This is a genomic window from Methylibium sp. (assembly GCF_965279545.1).
Classification (GTDB): domain Bacteria; phylum Pseudomonadota; class Gammaproteobacteria; order Burkholderiales; family Burkholderiaceae_C; genus Methylibium.
This window is the reverse complement of the sequence record NZ_OZ257250.1, coordinates 173,075-189,320: the sequence shown is the minus strand read 5'-3', so window position 1 is coordinate 189,320 and position 16,246 is coordinate 173,075. Positions and strand designations below refer to the sequence as shown.

The following is a 16,246-nucleotide window of genomic DNA, read 5'->3' as shown; positions in this document are numbered from 1 at the left end:
CCGGCTTCGACGTCAGGACGAGTCAGCGCATGCCGCGCACCTATCTCAAGGTCCCGTTCCAGCAGAAGGACGCCGCCAAGTCCCTCGGCGCCCGCTGGGACGCGGCCATCGGTAGCTGGTACGTCCCCGAGAACATCGACCCCGCGCCGTTCACGGCCTGGCTGTCCGGCAGCCTGCGGGCGGTCGCGACCGCGCCCCCGAGCGCCACCGCGCTCACGGCATCGGCTCCCGGCACGGCAATGGCGGTGCCGCAGAAAGGCGTCCCGCTCTCGCAATTGCTCGCCGGCGTCGCGAGCGCGGTGGCGGCGGCGTATCGAGGCGGTGTGTGGACCACCGTGGAGGTCACGGAAGTCAAGACGCGCAGCGGCCACGTCTACTTGGACCTCTCCGAGCGCGATCGCGATGCAACGCTGATCGCGAAGGCCACCGGCACGATCTGGGCCAGCACGGCCAATCGAATCCTGCCCGAGTTCGAGCGGGCCACCGGCGCCACGCTCGCGCCCGGCATCAAGCTGCTGCTGCGGGCCAGGCCGGTGTTCAAACCCCAGTTCGGCTTCAGCCTCGACATCGACGCGATCGACCCCGACTACACGCTCGGGGACCTCGAGGCCCGCAAGCGGGAGATCCGCGCGCGCCTGCAGAGAGAAGGCATCTTCGATGCTCAGAAGCAGTTGCCGGCGCCGTGGGACTTCAACGCCGTGCTGGTCGTCGCGCCGGACGGCGCGGCGGGGCTCGGCGACTTCCAGGCCGAGTCGAAGCGGCTCTCGGCACACGGCGTCTGCGAGTTCGTCTACGTCCACAGCCGTTTCCAGGGCGAGGGCGCCGCGGCCGAGATCGCCGGCGCCCTTCGGGCGGCCCTCGACGCATGGAACCGGGACCACAGCGAGCCGCCCGATGCGGTCGTCATCATCCGCGGCGGCGGCGCGGTCAACGACCTCGCCTGGCTCAACGACCACGACCTGGCACGGCTGGTCTGCAACCTGGCGGTGCCCGTGTTCACCGGCATCGGACACGAGCGCGACAGCACCGTGCTCGACGAGGTCGCGCACACGAGCTTCGACACGCCGAGCAAGGTCATCGCAGGCATCGAGCAGGTCATCGTGCGCCGCACGCGCGAGGCGTCGGATGCCTTTCGGACCGTGGTCCAGGCCGCCGGGCTCGCCGCTCAGAGGGCCCGGGCGGCGGCCCAGCGGCTTGATGCCGAGGTGCGCGCCGGCGCCGGGAGGCACGTGGAGTTCGCGAAGCGCAGGGCGGCCGCACTGTTCGGGGACGTGAAGGAGGTCTCGGTGGCCTCGATTCACGAGGCCAGGATGCTGATCAGGGAGGGCGCCGCGGCGGTCCGCCAGGGTTCGGCACAGGCGGTGACGACGGCGCGGCGCGAGTCCAGGGTCAACGTCGACTTCGTGTTGGAACGCGCCGGCAGCCACACGATGCGTGCGCGCGCGGCGGTTGACGCGTCGTTTGCCGTGATGTCGCAAGGCGCCCGGCAGGCCGTTCAGGATGCCAGGAGGAGCAGCGAAGCGCTGATGCGTGAGATCGCTGGCCAGGGGCCGCAGAAGACACTGGGCCGGGGGTTCGCGATCGTGCGGGATACCAGCGACGGCCCCGTGACGCGGGCTGCGCAAGTGGCACCAGGTCAGGCGGTGTCGGTGCAGTTCGCCGACGGATCCGTTCGAGTGAAGGTTGATCGGGAGAAGAAATGACGACGACGTTCAAGGAAGCCTACGGGACTTTGCAGAAGCATGCGACGACGCTGCGCGAGCAGAAGGAACCCAACATCGACGACCTCCTGCAGGTGGTCACGGAATCGGTGAGTGCCTACAGGGTGTGCCAGGAGCGGATCGATGCCGTCGAGAAGGCGCTCGAGGCGGCGCTGAAGGACGGTGAGGGTCTGGGTGCCGGTGCGTAGCTCGTCGGCACCTGAAGGCGAGCGCAGTGCGCACCCGCAGTGATGGCACGGGCGCTCCACGGCGGCCACGGCGCATACTTGGTGCCGTTCGTTGGAGAGGATGTTGATGGACAAGCCCGCCCGCACCGGAGACAACTTCGGGCGATGGTGCAGCTAAGGATGGATGTGCTGCCCGAGGTACTGCGTCGACTTCGTTGCGTTCGTCGGCGAATTGCTGACCAACGCATACGCCAAGGCTCGCCGAGTTCGCCTCGTTCTCGACAACCTGAACATCCACTTCAGAAAGTGCTTCGACGACGTGCTGGCAAACACGCGGCGGCCATGCTCTTGCGCCGGGTGCAATTCCACTACACGCCCAAGCACGCGAGTTGGCTGAACATGGCTGAGATCGAGATCGGCATCCTCAGTCGTCAGTGCCTGGACCGGCGCGTGGTCAACCGACAACTTCTTCATAGCGAGGTCGTTGCCTGGCAGCAGGCTCGAAACGCTCAGCAGCGAACCATCGAGTGGAAATTCACTCGTCAGTCCGCTGGGGGAGAAGGCGGGTGTCGGCAGCAAAGCTGCCCGCCGGTGCCGGCGTCCCAGCGGTCGTGGACGACCCACAAGCGACTTCCACAGCCCTGAAGTCGGCGACCCGAAGCTGCCATTCGAAGTCGCAGATAGGCGAGCAGCGCAGTCTGCCTACGCCGTGCATAGACGTCACTTGCCAGTGTGGGAAACGAGCTGGGCAGCCCATGATCGGGCGGTCGGTGGAAGCTGCGACATGATTGCAATGTTTCACGGGGCCATGGGTGGCGAAGACGATGCGAGCTGAGCAAGAAATCTTTGACGAGCTGGCCGGCCTCTGCGCCTCGCCCGGCTACGCGCATGCCATCGCCTATCTCTGCTCCCGCGACAACATGATCCGGTACTCGGGCGAGATGAAGGCCGAGGATATGCAGCACCTCTTCTCGAAGAGCCGGCTGATCCGTACCGAGACATCGACCCTCATCGGGCTGATGCTCAAGAACCCGATTGACTACACGCTCCCGGCACCCCCGGTCCTTGAAAAGTACATCGAAGCCACGGAAGCTCTGCTGGAGGAGATCCATCACACGATGACGGCGTCGTTTTGGCAGGACATTGATCCTGCCAAGATCGCCGAACCAGGTTTCAATCCCTTCACCAACGGCGCCGCGCTGCGCGAACCGATTTTCTATGGCGGGGAGTCCGCCTACAGCTTTCAGTACCGTGATTTCTCCCCTGCCAAGTACGCGAATGATGACCCTTGGCTCCTCGCCAACAAGGGCTTCTCAGTACAGGATGCCCGCAATGTCGTCCTTGCCGTGTCGCGATTGCAGGATGAAAAGGCGATCCGAGTCATGCGCGCCATGCACGGAACGCCCCAAGAGACATGGACCTTCCTGCCCGGGAATGCGTTCTCGGTGCAAGAGGTCGCCGACTTCGGGCACATCGATCCGACAATCGTCGATAAGGTCCTATCGGCATTTGCCGTTCCGCCGGGCGCACACAACGAGCAGTTCAAGGCGCTGCACGATTTCAATATTGCCAACGCCAGTCCACTCATCCGCATGCCGGATGGCAACTTGCTGCTCTTCCACATCTACAGCCTCGTGGAAGCGCTGTATGAAGCGCCGTTCTACTGGATGGGTGCTGACAAGGCCTATGTCAGCACCGCCATGCAGAACCGCGGCGTCTTCACCGAGCAGTTTGCGGTCGAGCGCCTGCGGCAGGTCTTCGGCGCGGAGAACGTGCTTGCCAACATCGACATCTATGAGTCAAAGGACACCAAGCTCGCTGAAATCGACGTGCTGGTGCTGTTCGGCAATCGTGCCCTGGTCCTGCAGGCCAAATCCAAACGCCTGACGCTTGAGGCCCGGCGCGGTAATGACCTCCAGATCAAAGACGACTTCAAGAAGAGCATTCAGGATTCCAGCGATCAAGCCTATCGCTGCGCGAAGCTGATCGAGGAAGGCAAGTGCACATTCAAAGACGCCGCCGGCAATGCCGTGACGCTACCGACAGGCCTCAAGCGAATCTACGTGATCTGCCTGATCTCAGATCACTACCCGGCTTTGAGCTTCCAGGCCCGACAGTTCCTGAAGTTCGCGGCGACCGACACGATCTCGCCGCCTTTCGTCACGGACGTTTTCGCGCTCGACGCGATGACCGAAATGCTCAGCTCCCCGCTGCATTTCTTGAGCTATGTGGATCGCCGGACCGGGTACACCGACAAGCTGATGGCGTCGCATGAGCTGACGATCTTGTCCTACCACCTCAAGCAGAATCTTTGGGTAGAAGACGAGCATGACATGGTCATGCTGGAGGACGACATCTCCGCCGACCTCGATCTGGCGATGTTGGTTCGGCGTGAGGGCATCCCAGGCAAGGGCACCCCTGAAGGCATCTTGACGCGGTTCAGCGCGACGGCCCTGGGGCGCATGGTCAAGGCAATTGAAGCCAGGCCTGATCCCGCAACTATCGACCTTGGCTTCACGCTGCTGACGCTCGGCGAGGACACCGTGCTTGAGGTCAGCGCGGGCATCGATCAGCTTGCCAAACAGGGCATCGCTGATGGCAAGAATCACGATGTCACCGTGGGCCTGGGCAGTGGTGGCACCGGCCTCACGATTCACTGCAACGACGACCCGATAGAAGTTGCCGGACCGACGCTGCAAAGGCACTGCCATGCCAGGAAGTACACCGAGCATGCCCAGACCTGGTTCGGGGTGTGTGTGCGGCCAAGCGATCAGGCGCTGCGCTTCGGGCTCAATCTGGACTTCCCATGGGAGCAAGACGACGCCATGGACGCGCTGACGAAGAACATGGGCAAGCCGGGCAACTTGAGGGCCTTGCTCCGCGAAGCCGCCAAGGCGCGAGTCAAGGTCGGCCGCAATGCCCCCTGTCCCTGCGGCAGCGGCAAGAAGTACAAGAAGTGCTGCCTGAGCTGACGCTACTGGTCAGCCAGCCACCGAGTGTTCTTCAGGCAGTCAAGTTTCGCTGGGATCTGATTGATCGTCGCGATCCCTGGCGGAGCACAGTTCGGTATGTCCGAGTAGCGTTGAGGACCGACAGGGGTAATGCCAAGGTTCGAAGGGGCCAGTAGCGCAAGGAAAACGAATGCCAAAGAGTTCGTCGCGTAAGCGAAAGAAGCAGCGAACGGGCCGACCGCGGGAGCTACGGCAGGACGAGCTGGTCAGCTCTGATGCTCCTGATGTCGAGTTCGAGAGGCGGCGGGACGCGCTGCGGGAGTTCCTGTGCCGGTTCAATGCTCTCGATGTACTGGTATCCATTGGGGTGTCGGAACTGTGGCTGCCCAATCGGTCGAGCCAGGTCAAACATCTGCTTGCTTTGAACATCGCCCTGGCGACGCCAGAGCCAGCGTTCGCCCGGGATGTACGACTCGCGACCTACGAACAGTTTTGCGAGTTCCACGCCGAGCTTCAGCGGCTTCTGCCGCGGTTCCCCATGATGGAGGACTTCGTCACGGAGGCCGATTGGGGCGAGGTGTGCGTGGAGACGCCTCAAGGCTTTGCTCCGGCCTTCTACGGCGGCAGCGTCGAGCGAATACCCGACTTCATCGAGGCGTTCCGGGTTCTGCGCGGTGACGATCCCCAGGCGCTCGGTGACATGCATCTCGCACTGGCAATCCAGGGACACATCATTCGTGGAGTAGATGCAGACGCTGTGGGTCACAGGGAGCACATCGACCCTGGTCACTTGGAGACGCCAACGGCCGAGTTCTGGGGCGCATGCAGTTCGGCACTGCTGTCGACTGCGGATGCGCCATTCGCTTCGTTCGACACTGCCAGCCCGTCCCTGGTAGCGGCAGAACTTGGCTTTCTGCGGCAGCCCCGGAGCTTCGCAGAGTTTGGCAATGCCGTGATGACGGGCTCAGTCGTGCCCGTGCTTTCCGTCAGAGTCGGCTCGCGGCATGTGCCGATTTCACTCAGGAGCGGCCCAAGCGTCGTTGTGGATCACTGGGATGCGGCCCCGCCGGCAGCTTCTCCAGCACGAGCACTGAACCTGAGTCGCAGGGTCGCTCGATTCGTGTCTCTAAGGCTCCGGGACCGCGAGTTGATGGTTGGGCCTTTGGAGCTCCCATTTCAGATCGACGGTCGGGACTGGTTCGTCGCCGCTGCATTAATGTGCGGCGACAGGATCCAACTCGTCGTTCCGGTTCAGCCGCAGGACCTTCCAGCAGTCGGGCACATTGAGAGCCGCCTGAAGCGGCTTGCGAGTCAGCCGAAGCGCTGGGGGTTGCTGCTCCGAGATCGCGGTCAGGTCGTGAAGTTTCGCGGAGCAGATGGATCGCGTCCCACGGCTGAGCACTTCGACGTCTTGGCGGTCCTGGCTAAGGTTGGGACCGCACCCTATCGAATCGTCTCGCCAGGGAGGAAGGTTCGGGTGCTGGCGTTGCCAGACTTCGTCACCATCTTCGACTCGCTGGAGGACGTCGATGAGTTGCGGCGCTTCTGGGGCTACGTCGACGGGCTCAATCCAATCGTCGGAGGCATGAGCGGCATCGCAGACCACTTTGCGTCGTTCCGCGACACCGACGAACTGCTGATCGGTGGCGCGACGCAGCCTACCTTCATCGGTCTGGATCCGCATTGGAATTCGAGCTGGCGCTTCAAGGTCCTCTCCGAGTTCTGGGGGCGCGCGCCTCACCACTTCCCCGATGGCAAGGCCACCTGGGTGATCGATGAGAAGAGCGATGGCCTCACGGTGCTGAGAGCCAAGGGTCCGCTAGCCCTGGCCTGGTCTGGTAGCGCAGGTACGTGCACCGTACAGGCCATTCTCGAGGTCAGTGACGACGTGGATCCGGCCAATGGCCGCCTTGTCGAACTCTTCGTGCATTGCCTGGCGGATGCGACAACGCAGCGAAGCGCTCTCATCGACAAGAGCGAACCCTTCCTTCGCGATCACATCGTCGTTCGTTGCCATGCCGACCCCGACACGTTGGTGGAAGCGGATCAAGAGCCAAGGTCTGAAGTTGCGTCGCGTCCGTTGCTTAACGGCTGGAAGATTGAGCCCGCAAGCCGCAGTGACGGCTTGGTGGTCTCTGTGCGCGTCAATCTTGCGCGCCTCAGGACCAAGCTCGACCAGGCGAACGACGCATCCTTTGAAGCGGAGTGCCTTGAGAGTCTGATGGTCGGAATCTGCGGTCTACTGGGCGTTCCACCGTCGCCGGAAGTGTTGGGCCTAGTCCGGGAGACAGCATCGAGGCAACCGAGGTTCAGGATGCAGACGACACGTCGCACTGTCGACGTCCCGGAGCATGCCGACCCCGACCTGCCAAAGCCTCAGCAGTACAAGCTGGCGCGGCGCGCCCTTGCTTTAGTGCTCAAAGACCAGGGAGTTGGGGCTCCGTCCAGGCATGAGCTGGAGCCGGCGAAGCTCGTCATCAACGGCGCGCGCGATGCGCTTCGCAAGCTCGTCCACGAGCGCATCGCTTGTTTCGACCGAAGCAAGCTGCTTCTCTTCTGCATCGCACAGCATGATCAGGTCACCGCGAAGTATCGGCACGAAGTAACGAGACTTCAGCTGAGCATGAAGCACCAGGTTTCGTTCGATCGAACGGAACTGCTCGCGAAGGCGCACGAGGAGCTGACCACTGCTGGCAGGAACTATCGATACCTGTTGGAGTGCTGCCTCAGCTTGCCAGCCGTCGGAATTGCCACCGTGCGATCGGAAGATGTCGTGCAGCTGATAGCCGATGTCGACTGGTTGGCAGTGTTGTATGGCGCAAGCGATACGTTGCACAACGACATCGACGTGGGCGGACTCGAAGTGGATGACCAATTCATCCCGACTGTGTTCTTCTCTGAGGGGCGCGAAGAGCAGGAGCGGCTCTTCCTTGAAGAATTTGCAGCCGCAAAGCTCGGGATCGACCTCAACGAAGATGATGAAGTGACCTCTGAGCAGGAGGATGGCGTCAACTTGGAAGCAATCAACGACGCCTTCGCCGCCGACGTTGGCTTTTCACTATCGAATCTTGCCCAGACTTTGGCAGTGCTGTCACGCTGGTACTCGGCGGGTGGCGCGCAGGATCTGCAGTTCTGCTACCGAGAGTCCCCCGCGGCTGTTGCGAGCAAACTTGTTGAGAGGCTGCCAGAAGTCACCATGGGTACGGCTGAGCGCATAGTTGAGTTCCTGACTCTGGACCCGGCTGGGATACGAAGGTTGGCAGGCAAGGACACTGACGAGCCGGATGTGCCGACCTGGGAGCACAACAAGCGAGTCCATCGGTACCTCATCCGACCTCTGGTGAAGGTTCAAGAAGACTTGCTGGCCTGGGGTGCCGCGACGGTCAAGCGGAGTTCGGCCATCTGGTTGGGAACCCTCACCAATGGGTACCTGCCTGCCGACTTCGCATGGCCGAACGTCATATCCCAAGTCAGAGGCATCAAGGCCAAGCTCGAAGCGAAACTCGAAGTTAGGGCCTTTGAGGTTTGCTCGCGAGCGACGCCGTTTGCGATCCATGGCATTGACTTCAAGCGGCGCTTTCCGAAGGAAGGGTTCGATGACGTCGGTGACTTCGACGTCTTGGCCTACTGGCCAGCACGCAATCTTTGGCTCAGCGTGGAGTGCAAGTACAACCAGCCACCGTTCTGTCTGAAGGACGGGCGAAGGCTGCGAGAGCGGATCTTCGGTGCTGGCAAGGACCACGGCCAGTTCCAGAAGATCGAAAGACGGCGTGTCTTTCTTTCCCAGAACGTGGCGCAGCTTCGCGAGCTTCTGAAGTGGCCGGAAGGTGCGGCAGGGCTCGAGCCGAGGTTCTTAGAGGTGTATGTCAGTCGAGACATCTACTGGTGGATGAGAAATCCGCCATACGTTGTGCCGACAGAGTTTGTGCGAGTCGACGCACTCGACAACTGGCTCCGCTCACGCGTTGGTGCGGCAGCAGACTTAGGGCGTGTAGACGGGATGTGAGGCCCTGATGGATTCGAAAAGATTGGCCGCTCCGATCTCTGCCAGCGACCGGTTGGACTGCCCCCAAGCAGCCGGTCGCGAACGACTCTTGATGGCCGTCAAGCGAAGGCCACCTGACGTGTGTGAGCGGCTGCTCGATCGCACATAGCGGGCGCCCGGGTGACATCAGAGGACATCCGGATTGGCCACGGCCGACTTCGCTTGGTCACCACCAACTGCTTTGATTTGACAGGTTCAAAGGAACACGTGCTAACCAGCATCGAAGCTCGGTACATCGGACGCTCCTCAACGCGACACTGATCCCGAAACCCCCCTCACAAACGTCCCATTCAACGCAGACGCGCCCGGCCTCGCCCCCTACCCTTCGTTCATGCACTCGCAAGAGCAGCCCAAGACATCCGAACCGAGGTTAGCGCCATGTTCACTGCTACGTCGACAACGCTGCAAGACCTGCCGACTTCAACGTCTCAGCCAAAGCAATCCGACGTAGTCGAAACCCGCCTCTGGCTGGACGAGCACGATTGGCTCTACGGTCTGCTCCGCAACGAAGCCAACGTCTCACCAACGTTTCGGTTCCCGGATCTCATCAGCGCCAGCGTCTCGCTGGTCTTCACGCGCGACGACGCCGCGCTGCGCATCTTTCGGTTCCTCGGCGCGGAGCTCGTGCTGCGCCCTGCGCAAACAGCGCGTCGTCGCGAGTCGATGTGGCGCGCACAGTACGAGCTGCTGCTCGCGCTGCAGCGCTCACCGGCGAACCGCCATCCGAATCCGAAGTTCCAGCTCGACCAGTTGACCACTGCCTGCGTGGCCCTGAGCTGCCAAGCCGATGCCTCAGGTGGGGCCGTGCTGCGACAGGCCCGCGTCAACATGGCGCGCCGCGCCGCGCAGGGAACGGCTGCACCGCCGAACTGATACAGCGTCCCGGGAAGACCTCGCGCCGCTCCGCTTCTCCACCGCACACTCACCCGCACACCACCCGCTCCCACCACGCCTCGGCCCTGCGCCCGGGGCCTACCCGAACCCGACCTTGGCCGGCACCGCCGGTCCTGACATCGCCGCGTGCGTCGTGCCACGACGCGCGCACGTATCGGTCTTCGCTGGGGTGAGTCATGCGAATGCGTGCTTTGCTGGGACGGGTGTTGCTGCTGGCGTTGCCAAGCCACGCCTTCGCATGCTGGGACGAAGCCGGCCAGCGCTACGGCGTTTCGCCGCAGCTGCTCTATGCCATCGCCCGCGTCGAGTCCGGGCTGAACCCGCAGGCCGTCAATCTCACGCACCGCCAACGCACAGGCAGCTACGACATCGGGCTGATGCAGATCAACAGCTCGAACCTGCGGGCGCTGGCACGCCACGGCATCAGCGAACGCGACCTCTACGACCCCTGCACCAGCATCCATGCCGGCGCCTGGCTGCTGGCGCAGACCTTCAGCCGGCAAGGCGTCAGCTGGGACGGCGTCGGCGCCTACAACGCCGCCTGCACGCAGCTCAAAGGCCCGGCTTGCCAGGCCGCCCGAAGCCGCTACGCGTGGCAGGTCTATCGACGCCTGCCGGGCGCTCAGATCGCAACGGTTCAAAACGCGAAGCTTGATCAGTCGGCGCGTCCACCGATCCTCACCGCACGGGTGTCGCCGTGAGCCGCAGCACGCACGTGTACATCGCGGCCGCATTGGTTGGTGGCCTGTTGCTGACCGCTTGCAGCCTGCTCAATCCCGACCGCCAAGCATTGAGCAAGCCACACGCCGCAGTGGCTGCGCCGGCGCTGCACATCAGTCAGGTCGACTTCGGGCACGACGCCCGTTTCACGCGCTGCATGGAGCCGGCTTGCCCGTCGGTCACACCAAAGACGCTCGCGCCCACGCCTGCACCGGTCACGCCGACGCCCATCGTCGCAACACCACCCGCCGCCGCGAGCGCGGCCGTGATTCCGCGTCCTACCGGTCTCGTGACAACCGCTCTTCCAGCCGGGCCTCGGACCGCTGCTCCCCGTCGGCTGACTCTGCATTTCGGGACCAACAGCGCGGTCCTGACCACCGCGCACAAGGTCCTCCTGAGCAACGCCATCGGCGAGTTGCGGCGCACCGATCGCATCGTGATCGCCGGCCGCACCGATGACCTGGGCAGCGAGTCACTCAACGAAGCGTTGGCCCTGGCACGCGCGCTGGCTATCCGCGACCACCTTCTGGATCTGGCGCCCGACCTTCCCGCCCGGATCGGCATCGATGCCAAGGGCCGCTGCTGCTACGCGACGCCGAACGACTCGAACGCCGGCCGGGCACAGAACCGCCGCGTCGAGTTGGCCTACACGCCACGCGATGAAAGTGCGCCATGACGGCCCATCCGCACATCGCCTGCGACGGACCGACGCCACCGCGCTGGCTTCTCCCGGTGGCCGCGCGCGGCCCGCCTGCCGCGACACGAACCACCGCGCCACTCCCCCTTAGATCTCTTCTTCCTTCCTTCGGAGTTCTCCATGACCACTGCTGTTCTTCGTCCCCCAGTCTTCAATCGCAAACCGCTGGCCGCGATGGCGCTGCTGGCGCTGCTCACCCTCGGCCTGTGCGTCGCGATGCCCGGCTACGCGCTCGACCTGGTCGCCTTCACCGGCATCACCGGCCCGATGGTCTCGGCCTTGACACAGATCGCCGCGCTGGGCCCGGGCATCAAGGCCCTGGTCGGCTTCGTCGGCTTCGTCGTCGCTCTGATCTCGTTGTCCGCGTTGCGCAACTTCGGTCCGGTGCTGTTCTACGTGGGTCTCGCCATCTTCGCCGCCGTCGGCCTCGTGATCGCAGGCGCGATCATGGGCGCGGTGATCTGACGCTGCGGACTCGCAACCTCCCGGAGGCCGCATGCACGCCAACACCTACATCCCCAGGCGGCTGGACGACCAGTGGAAGATCGGCTTCTGGGACGTCGACGTAGCGGCTCCGCTGCTGTTCGGCCTCTTCATGGGCTACATGTCCGGCTCGAAGCTGTCCTTCGTGCTGTGCACGGCGGCCGGCTACTTCACCTCGCGTTGGATCGCCCGCATCAAGGCCGACAAGCACCCGGCCTTCGCGATGCACTGGCTGTACTGGCACCTGCCCACCAGCCCGATGACCGCGATGCGCGCCACGCCGCCCTCGCACCTCCGCCGCATGGTCGGTTGACACGAAAGCCCCCGCCATGGACTTCGATCGACTCAACGGCGACCTCAAGGAACTGCGGCGCCGCAATCGCGGACTCGGTCTGGCGGTCGGCGCACTGGCTGCGGGCCAAGTCGTTGCGCTGGTTGTGATCCTCAACCTGCTCGGTTCCGTACGGACGCTGGTGGTACCGCCCTCGATCAACAAGTCCTTCTGGGTCGAGCGTGACAAGGTCAGCAGCGAGTACCTCGAACAGATGGGCAGCTTCATTGCCTGGCTGGTGCTGGACGTGACGCCCGCGTCCATCGACTGGAAGAAAGACATCCTGCTCGGCTACGTCGAGCCCGAACAGCACGGGGCGCTGAAGACCCGCCAGGAACTGGAAGCCGCGCGCTTGAAGCGCATCAACGCCAGCACGGTCTTCATGCCCCAGCAACTGGTGCCCAGCGAGGACGCACAGAACGTCGTCGTCCGCGGCCGGCTGCGCACCCTCGTCAACGGCCTGGAGACCGCCAACGACCTCAAGGCCTACCTGGTCGAGTTCAGCTATGCGGGCGGCCGCATGCACCTGAAGACCTTCAAGGAGATCCCCAATGCAGCCCCTCGTTGAAGTCACGCCTCGTCGCGATCCCCGGTCGATGTCACTCGAACACCTGGTGATCCTGCTGGCCGTTGCGACAACAGCGCCGCCGGCGCTCGCCCTGCAGACCGTTGAGGCCCGCGATGGGGTCGCCGTAGAAGCCATCCTGTCGATCAGGGAAGCGACCCGCATCCGTATCGACGGTACGCCGATCACCGACGTGTTCGGCAACATCTATTCGAGCAACTGCGGCGCTGCGACGCCGGCGCTGACCAGCCCCAGCACTGGCATCGCGACCCCACCGGTCAATCCCGCCGGCGAGATCGTGCTCGAGTGCGACCGCGAGAAGGGCGAGATCTACGTCCGGCCTGTTGGCGATTCAAGCAAGCCGGTCAACCTCTTCGTCTCGTCGGCGCAGGCCACCTACACGCTGCTGCTGCGCCGCTCGGACACCCCGGCCGACACCATCGTCATCCGCGACAAGACGCCGCGTGCGGTGCAGGCCTCGGCCAACGTGGGCCAGGGTCCACAAGGCCCTTCCGCGAACCCCATCCGAGCGATGAAGGCCTTGCTGCTCGCGATGGCCTCGGATCGCGTGCCGCCCGACATCCGCGTCGATGAGTTGAACCGGCCGGTGCAACTCTGGGCCGAGGCGAAGTTCTCGCTGATGCGCCGCTACGAAGGGCGCGGCCTGGTCGGCGAGCGATACCAGCTGCAGAACGTGAGCTCGGCGGTGATGGTGCTCGCCGAGCAGGAGTTCGACCGCCCCGACAGTGCCAACACCGGCCAGGTCGCTGGCGTCGCGATCGAGCATCACAACCTGCGCCCCGGCGAAACCACCGCCGTGTTCGTGATCCGCCGTGGAGGTGCACGATGAACGGCGCCGTCCCCAAAACCACGGCGGCCCTGCGCGACGCGCTGCGGCGGGCGAGTGAACGGCTGTCGCCGAAGCAACGCCAGTACGCGATGCTGGGTGGCATCCTGCTCGTGGGCGTCGGGCTGCTGTGGCTCGTGTTCGCCTCAACCGGCGACAGCGGCAAGGACAAGGCCGGCAAGACCACCACGGGGACGCCCAGTGCCGTCACCAACATCGGCGTGATGCCACCCGGCCAGCAGGTCAACCCGGTGGATCAGTGGGTGGGCACCGCAGGCAGCAAGCTCGCTCAGTACGAGAACGAGCGCGAAGAACAAGGCCGGCTCAACAAGGATCGCCAGGCCTTCGAGGCACGCACGATGCAGCGCTTCGCTGAACTCGAGCAGCGGCTCACGTCGGCGGCACAGGCGGCGGCGACGCCTCCCGCTTCGGTTCCAGCGCCGGCGGCACCGCCACCAACGGCGGCACCGGGCCTGCCTCCGGCAGCCAGTTTGCCGCCGCCTCCGATCAGGTCGTCGTCGCCGAGCGGCGCCATGCCGCCGGGTGTGCCAAGTACGCCAGGCATGCCCTTCCCCGCACCGGCCCCAGCGCTCAACGCCGCCTCGACGTTCACGCGCGTCACGCTGAGCGAACGGACCAAGCCGGCGGACGGGACGGTTCAGGCCGCCGCGTCTTCGTCCGCAGCCGCCGAGGCACGAACCGTCTCGACCTTCCTGCCGGTGAGCTTCACGCGTGGCACGCTGCTGGGCGGACTCGACGCGCCCACCGGCGGGCAGGCCCAGTCCAATCCGCATCCGATCCTGATCCGCCTGTCGGACAACTCGGTATTGCCCAACCGCTTCCGCGGCGAATACCGCGACTGCTTCGTGATCGCCGCCGGCTACGGCGACATCAGTTCCGAGCGGGCCTACCTGCGCACCGAGAACCTGTCCTGCGTCCGCGCCGACGGTGCGACGCTCGAGGTCAAGATCCAGGGCAGCGTCTACGGCGAGGACGGCAAGGTCGGCATGCGGGGGCGCTTGGTCACCAAGCAAGGCCAGATGCTCGCCAACGCCCTGCTCGCCGGCGTGGTCAGCGGCATCGGCCAGGGCGTCGCCACCGCGTCGACCAGCTACAGCACTTCTGCACTCGGCACGATCGCCAGCGCTTCCGGAGCCGACGCCTACCGCGCCGGGCTCGGCAGCGGCGTGGGCAAGGCGCTCGACCGGCTCGCCCAGTACTACATCAAGCTCGCCGAGAACACCTTCCCGGTGATCGAGGTGGACGCCGGTCGCGAGATCGACGTCGTGATCACCAAGGGCGTGCGCATCGACGTGCCCATGACTGGGTCGGCCTCCGCCTCGCTCGATGCGAGCGGCGCTTCACGCCCCAACCCTTCCCCCGAAACCCGCTACCTGGAGCCTTCCAATGACGGCGACTACTGAACTTGCGCGCGTCTCATGGCGCGCAGCACTCGGTTGCGCCTTGCTCGCGACCGCCGTCCCGGCGGCCCAGGCCGCGACGCCCGACGAAGCCAAGCTGCTCGACCGGCTGCGCAAGGCCCATCCCGGCACGCAGTTCACCGCGGCGTCCCGCTCGCCGGTGGATGGCCTGTACGAGGTCTGGATGAACGGCAACGTGGCCTACGTTTCGGCGAAGAACACCCGCTACTTCGTGTTCGGCCGCGTGTTCGACACGCAGACGATGCGCGACTTGACCGGCCCTAAGCTGGCATCCGCCTCCCGGTCAGCGCCCTCGGCACAAGCCGACATCACGGCCGACAAGGTGGCCTTCGACCAGTTGCCGCTCGCCGATGCGATCAAGACGGTACGCGGCGGCGGGCAGCGCAGGCTCGCCGTTTTCAGCGACCCCAATTGCTCGTTCTGCAGGCAGTTGGAGCCCGAGCTCGCGAAGCTCGACGACGTCACGGTCTACACCTTCCTGGTGCCGTTTCAGGGCAGCGCCAAGCCGATCGCGATCTGGTGCGCTGCCGACCGTGGCCAGGCCTGGCAGCGCTACATGCTGCAAGGCGATTCGACGGCGCTGGGCACCGGTGCCACCTGTGAACACCCGGTCGAACGCAACCTGGCGCTGGCCCACAGGCTGGGTGTGCAAGGCACGCCGACGCTGATCTGGTCGGACGGCACGCGCACCGATGGCTACGTCGAGCGCGGCGTGCTCGAGGCCAGGCTGAGACAGGCCAGCGCGACGGAGTCGCGGCCATGAGGGCGCCCAATCACCTCGCCCATCTCTCGGTGCTCGTGAGTGCGGTGCTCGTGCTCCCCGGCTGCACCAGCATGTCGGGTCTGAGCGGCAGCTCGAGCTACGCCTGCAAGGCCCCGGAAGGCGTCACCTGCGACTCCGTGTCCGGCACCTACGCCAACGCGGTGCAGAACAACCTGCCCAGCCAGCGGCAGCGTCGCACTGCGCCTGGATCGTTCGAGCGCTCGGACTTGCCGCAGCCTTCGATGACGGCGGCGAGCGCGCCCGCCGTGACGGCGAGCCTCCCGCCCACCCCGGTCTCCTTGCGATCGTCGCCCCGCATCCTGCGCCTGTGGTTCAAACCTTGGGAGGACGCTGACCACGATCTGTACGACCAGGGCTACGTCTACGTGCAGATCGACGCCGGGCAATGGCAGATCGAGCACGTGCAGCGGCAGATTCGGGATGCCTACGCGCCGCTGAAGGCGCCGCCGCGTGCCACATCTGCCGACGGCAAGGACGCGACGCCGTTGCCCGCCCATCTCAAGAGCGCACCACGACCTCTTGGCGAGGGCACCTTCCCCGGCCCGCAAACGCCCACGGCCCCGGTACCGCGCGGTGTTGACACCACTGAGTGAGGACGC

General features: G+C 64.8%; 15 protein-coding genes. 14 read left to right on the top strand and 1 reads right to left on the bottom strand.

The window, feature by feature from the left end:
- The first annotated feature begins 29 nt into the window (after positions 1 to 29).
- On the top strand, positions 30 to 1,703 hold the full coding sequence (gene xseA, locus ACQY9S_RS00850) for an exodeoxyribonuclease VII large subunit (RefSeq protein WP_428422684.1): 1,674 nt from the start codon (positions 30 to 32) through the stop codon (positions 1,701 to 1,703).
- Positions 1,700 to 1,909, top strand: a complete 210-nt coding sequence (gene xseB / locus ACQY9S_RS00845) for an exodeoxyribonuclease VII small subunit (protein ID WP_428422683.1) — start codon at positions 1,700 to 1,702, stop codon at positions 1,907 to 1,909. The genes xseA and xseB overlap by 4 nt, the downstream gene beginning before the upstream one ends.
- A gap of 153 nt (positions 1,910 to 2,062) precedes the next feature.
- Here the strand turns inward: xseB and ACQY9S_RS00840 are convergent, their stop codons facing one another.
- Complete coding sequence (locus tag ACQY9S_RS00840; protein WP_428422682.1) at positions 2,063 to 2,362, bottom strand: hypothetical protein; 300 nt, start codon at positions 2,360 to 2,362, stop codon at positions 2,063 to 2,065.
- Between the two features lie 338 nt (positions 2,363 to 2,700).
- On the opposite strand from ACQY9S_RS00840, the gene ACQY9S_RS00835 reads away from it, so the two are divergent.
- The 12 genes from ACQY9S_RS00835 to ACQY9S_RS00780 all read left to right on the top strand — a co-directional run bounded on the left by ACQY9S_RS00835 (position 2,701) and on the right by ACQY9S_RS00780 (position 16,240).
- Positions 2,701 to 4,860, top strand: coding sequence for an SEC-C metal-binding domain-containing protein (locus ACQY9S_RS00835; RefSeq protein WP_428422681.1), 2,160 nt, complete (start codon positions 2,701 to 2,703; stop codon positions 4,858 to 4,860).
- Between the two features lie 169 nt (positions 4,861 to 5,029).
- A complete protein-coding gene (locus ACQY9S_RS00830) occupies positions 5,030 to 8,845 on the top strand; it encodes a hypothetical protein (RefSeq protein WP_428422680.1) in 3,816 nt (1,271 codons plus the stop codon).
- A 417-nt stretch (positions 8,846 to 9,262) separates the two neighbouring features.
- Positions 9,263 to 9,757 carry a hypothetical protein gene (locus ACQY9S_RS00825; protein WP_428422679.1) on the top strand — a complete coding sequence of 165 codons (495 nt, stop codon included), beginning with the start codon at positions 9,263 to 9,265 and terminating at the stop codon, positions 9,755 to 9,757.
- A 197-nt stretch (positions 9,758 to 9,954) separates the two neighbouring features.
- Entirely contained in the window at positions 9,955 to 10,479 is a 525-nt protein-coding gene (locus tag ACQY9S_RS00820) for a lytic transglycosylase domain-containing protein (RefSeq protein WP_428422678.1), read from the top strand.
- Entirely contained in the window at positions 10,476 to 11,174 is a 699-nt protein-coding gene (locus tag ACQY9S_RS00815; protein WP_428422677.1) for an OmpA family protein, read from the top strand. Before ACQY9S_RS00820 ends, ACQY9S_RS00815 begins: the two co-directional genes overlap by 4 nt.
- 141 nt (positions 11,175 to 11,315) lie before the next feature.
- Positions 11,316 to 11,660 (top strand): hypothetical protein, encoded by a 345-nt coding sequence (locus ACQY9S_RS00810; protein WP_428422676.1) that lies wholly within the window; start codon positions 11,316 to 11,318, stop codon positions 11,658 to 11,660.
- Positions 11,661 to 11,691: 31 nt separating this feature from the next.
- A complete protein-coding gene (gene traL / locus ACQY9S_RS00805) occupies positions 11,692 to 11,991 on the top strand; it encodes a type IV conjugative transfer system protein TraL (RefSeq protein WP_428422675.1) in 300 nt (99 codons plus the stop codon).
- A 16-nt stretch (positions 11,992 to 12,007) separates the two neighbouring features.
- Positions 12,008 to 12,577, top strand: coding sequence for a type IV conjugative transfer system protein TraE (traE, locus tag ACQY9S_RS00800; RefSeq protein ID WP_428422674.1), 570 nt, complete (start codon positions 12,008 to 12,010; stop codon positions 12,575 to 12,577).
- Entirely contained in the window at positions 12,561 to 13,424 is an 864-nt protein-coding gene (locus ACQY9S_RS00795; RefSeq protein WP_428422673.1) for a type-F conjugative transfer system secretin TraK, read from the top strand. Before traE ends, ACQY9S_RS00795 begins: the two co-directional genes overlap by 17 nt.
- On the top strand, positions 13,421 to 14,845 hold the full coding sequence (locus ACQY9S_RS00790) for a TraB/VirB10 family protein (protein WP_428422672.1): 1,425 nt from the start codon (positions 13,421 to 13,423) through the stop codon (positions 14,843 to 14,845). Before ACQY9S_RS00795 ends, ACQY9S_RS00790 begins: the two co-directional genes overlap by 4 nt.
- Positions 14,829 to 15,626 (top strand): DsbC family protein, encoded by a 798-nt coding sequence (locus ACQY9S_RS00785; protein WP_428422671.1) that lies wholly within the window; start codon positions 14,829 to 14,831, stop codon positions 15,624 to 15,626. The genes ACQY9S_RS00790 and ACQY9S_RS00785 overlap by 17 nt, the downstream gene beginning before the upstream one ends.
- The gene (locus ACQY9S_RS00780) at positions 15,623 to 16,240 is read left to right on the top strand and encodes a TraV family lipoprotein (RefSeq protein WP_428422670.1); all 618 of its coding nucleotides are present in this window, start codon (positions 15,623 to 15,625) and stop codon (positions 16,238 to 16,240) included. Before ACQY9S_RS00785 ends, ACQY9S_RS00780 begins: the two co-directional genes overlap by 4 nt.
- The last annotated feature ends 6 nt before the right edge of the window (positions 16,241 to 16,246 follow it).

Excerpts from the sequence above, each read along its gene's own strand:
- ACQY9S_RS00790 (WP_428422672.1), top strand. The coding sequence starts at position 13,421 with ATGAACGGCGCCGTCCCCAAAACCACGGCGGCCCTGCGCGACGCGCTG.
- traL (WP_428422675.1), top strand. The coding sequence starts at position 11,692 with ATGCACGCCAACACCTACATCCCCAGGCGGCTGGACGACCAGTGGAAG.
- xseB (WP_428422683.1), top strand. The coding sequence starts at position 1,700 with ATGACGACGACGTTCAAGGAAGCCTACGGGACTTTGCAGAAGCATGCG.
- ACQY9S_RS00785 (WP_428422671.1), top strand. The coding sequence starts at position 14,829 with ATGACGGCGACTACTGAACTTGCGCGCGTCTCATGGCGCGCAGCACTC.
- xseA (WP_428422684.1), top strand. The coding sequence starts at position 30 with ATGCCGCGCACCTATCTCAAGGTCCCGTTCCAGCAGAAGGACGCCGCC.
- ACQY9S_RS00820 (WP_428422678.1), top strand. The coding sequence starts at position 9,955 with ATGCGAATGCGTGCTTTGCTGGGACGGGTGTTGCTGCTGGCGTTGCCA.
- ACQY9S_RS00810 (WP_428422676.1), top strand. The coding sequence starts at position 11,316 with ATGACCACTGCTGTTCTTCGTCCCCCAGTCTTCAATCGCAAACCGCTG.
- ACQY9S_RS00795 (WP_428422673.1), top strand. The coding sequence starts at position 12,561 with ATGCAGCCCCTCGTTGAAGTCACGCCTCGTCGCGATCCCCGGTCGATG.
- ACQY9S_RS00825 (WP_428422679.1), top strand. The coding sequence starts at position 9,263 with ATGTTCACTGCTACGTCGACAACGCTGCAAGACCTGCCGACTTCAACG.
- ACQY9S_RS00780 (WP_428422670.1), top strand. The coding sequence starts at position 15,623 with ATGAGGGCGCCCAATCACCTCGCCCATCTCTCGGTGCTCGTGAGTGCG.
- traE (WP_428422674.1), top strand. The coding sequence starts at position 12,008 with ATGGACTTCGATCGACTCAACGGCGACCTCAAGGAACTGCGGCGCCGC.
- ACQY9S_RS00830 (WP_428422680.1), top strand. The coding sequence starts at position 5,030 with ATGCCAAAGAGTTCGTCGCGTAAGCGAAAGAAGCAGCGAACGGGCCGA.
- ACQY9S_RS00840 (WP_428422682.1), bottom strand. The coding sequence starts at position 2,362 with ATGAAGAAGTTGTCGGTTGACCACGCGCCGGTCCAGGCACTGACGACT.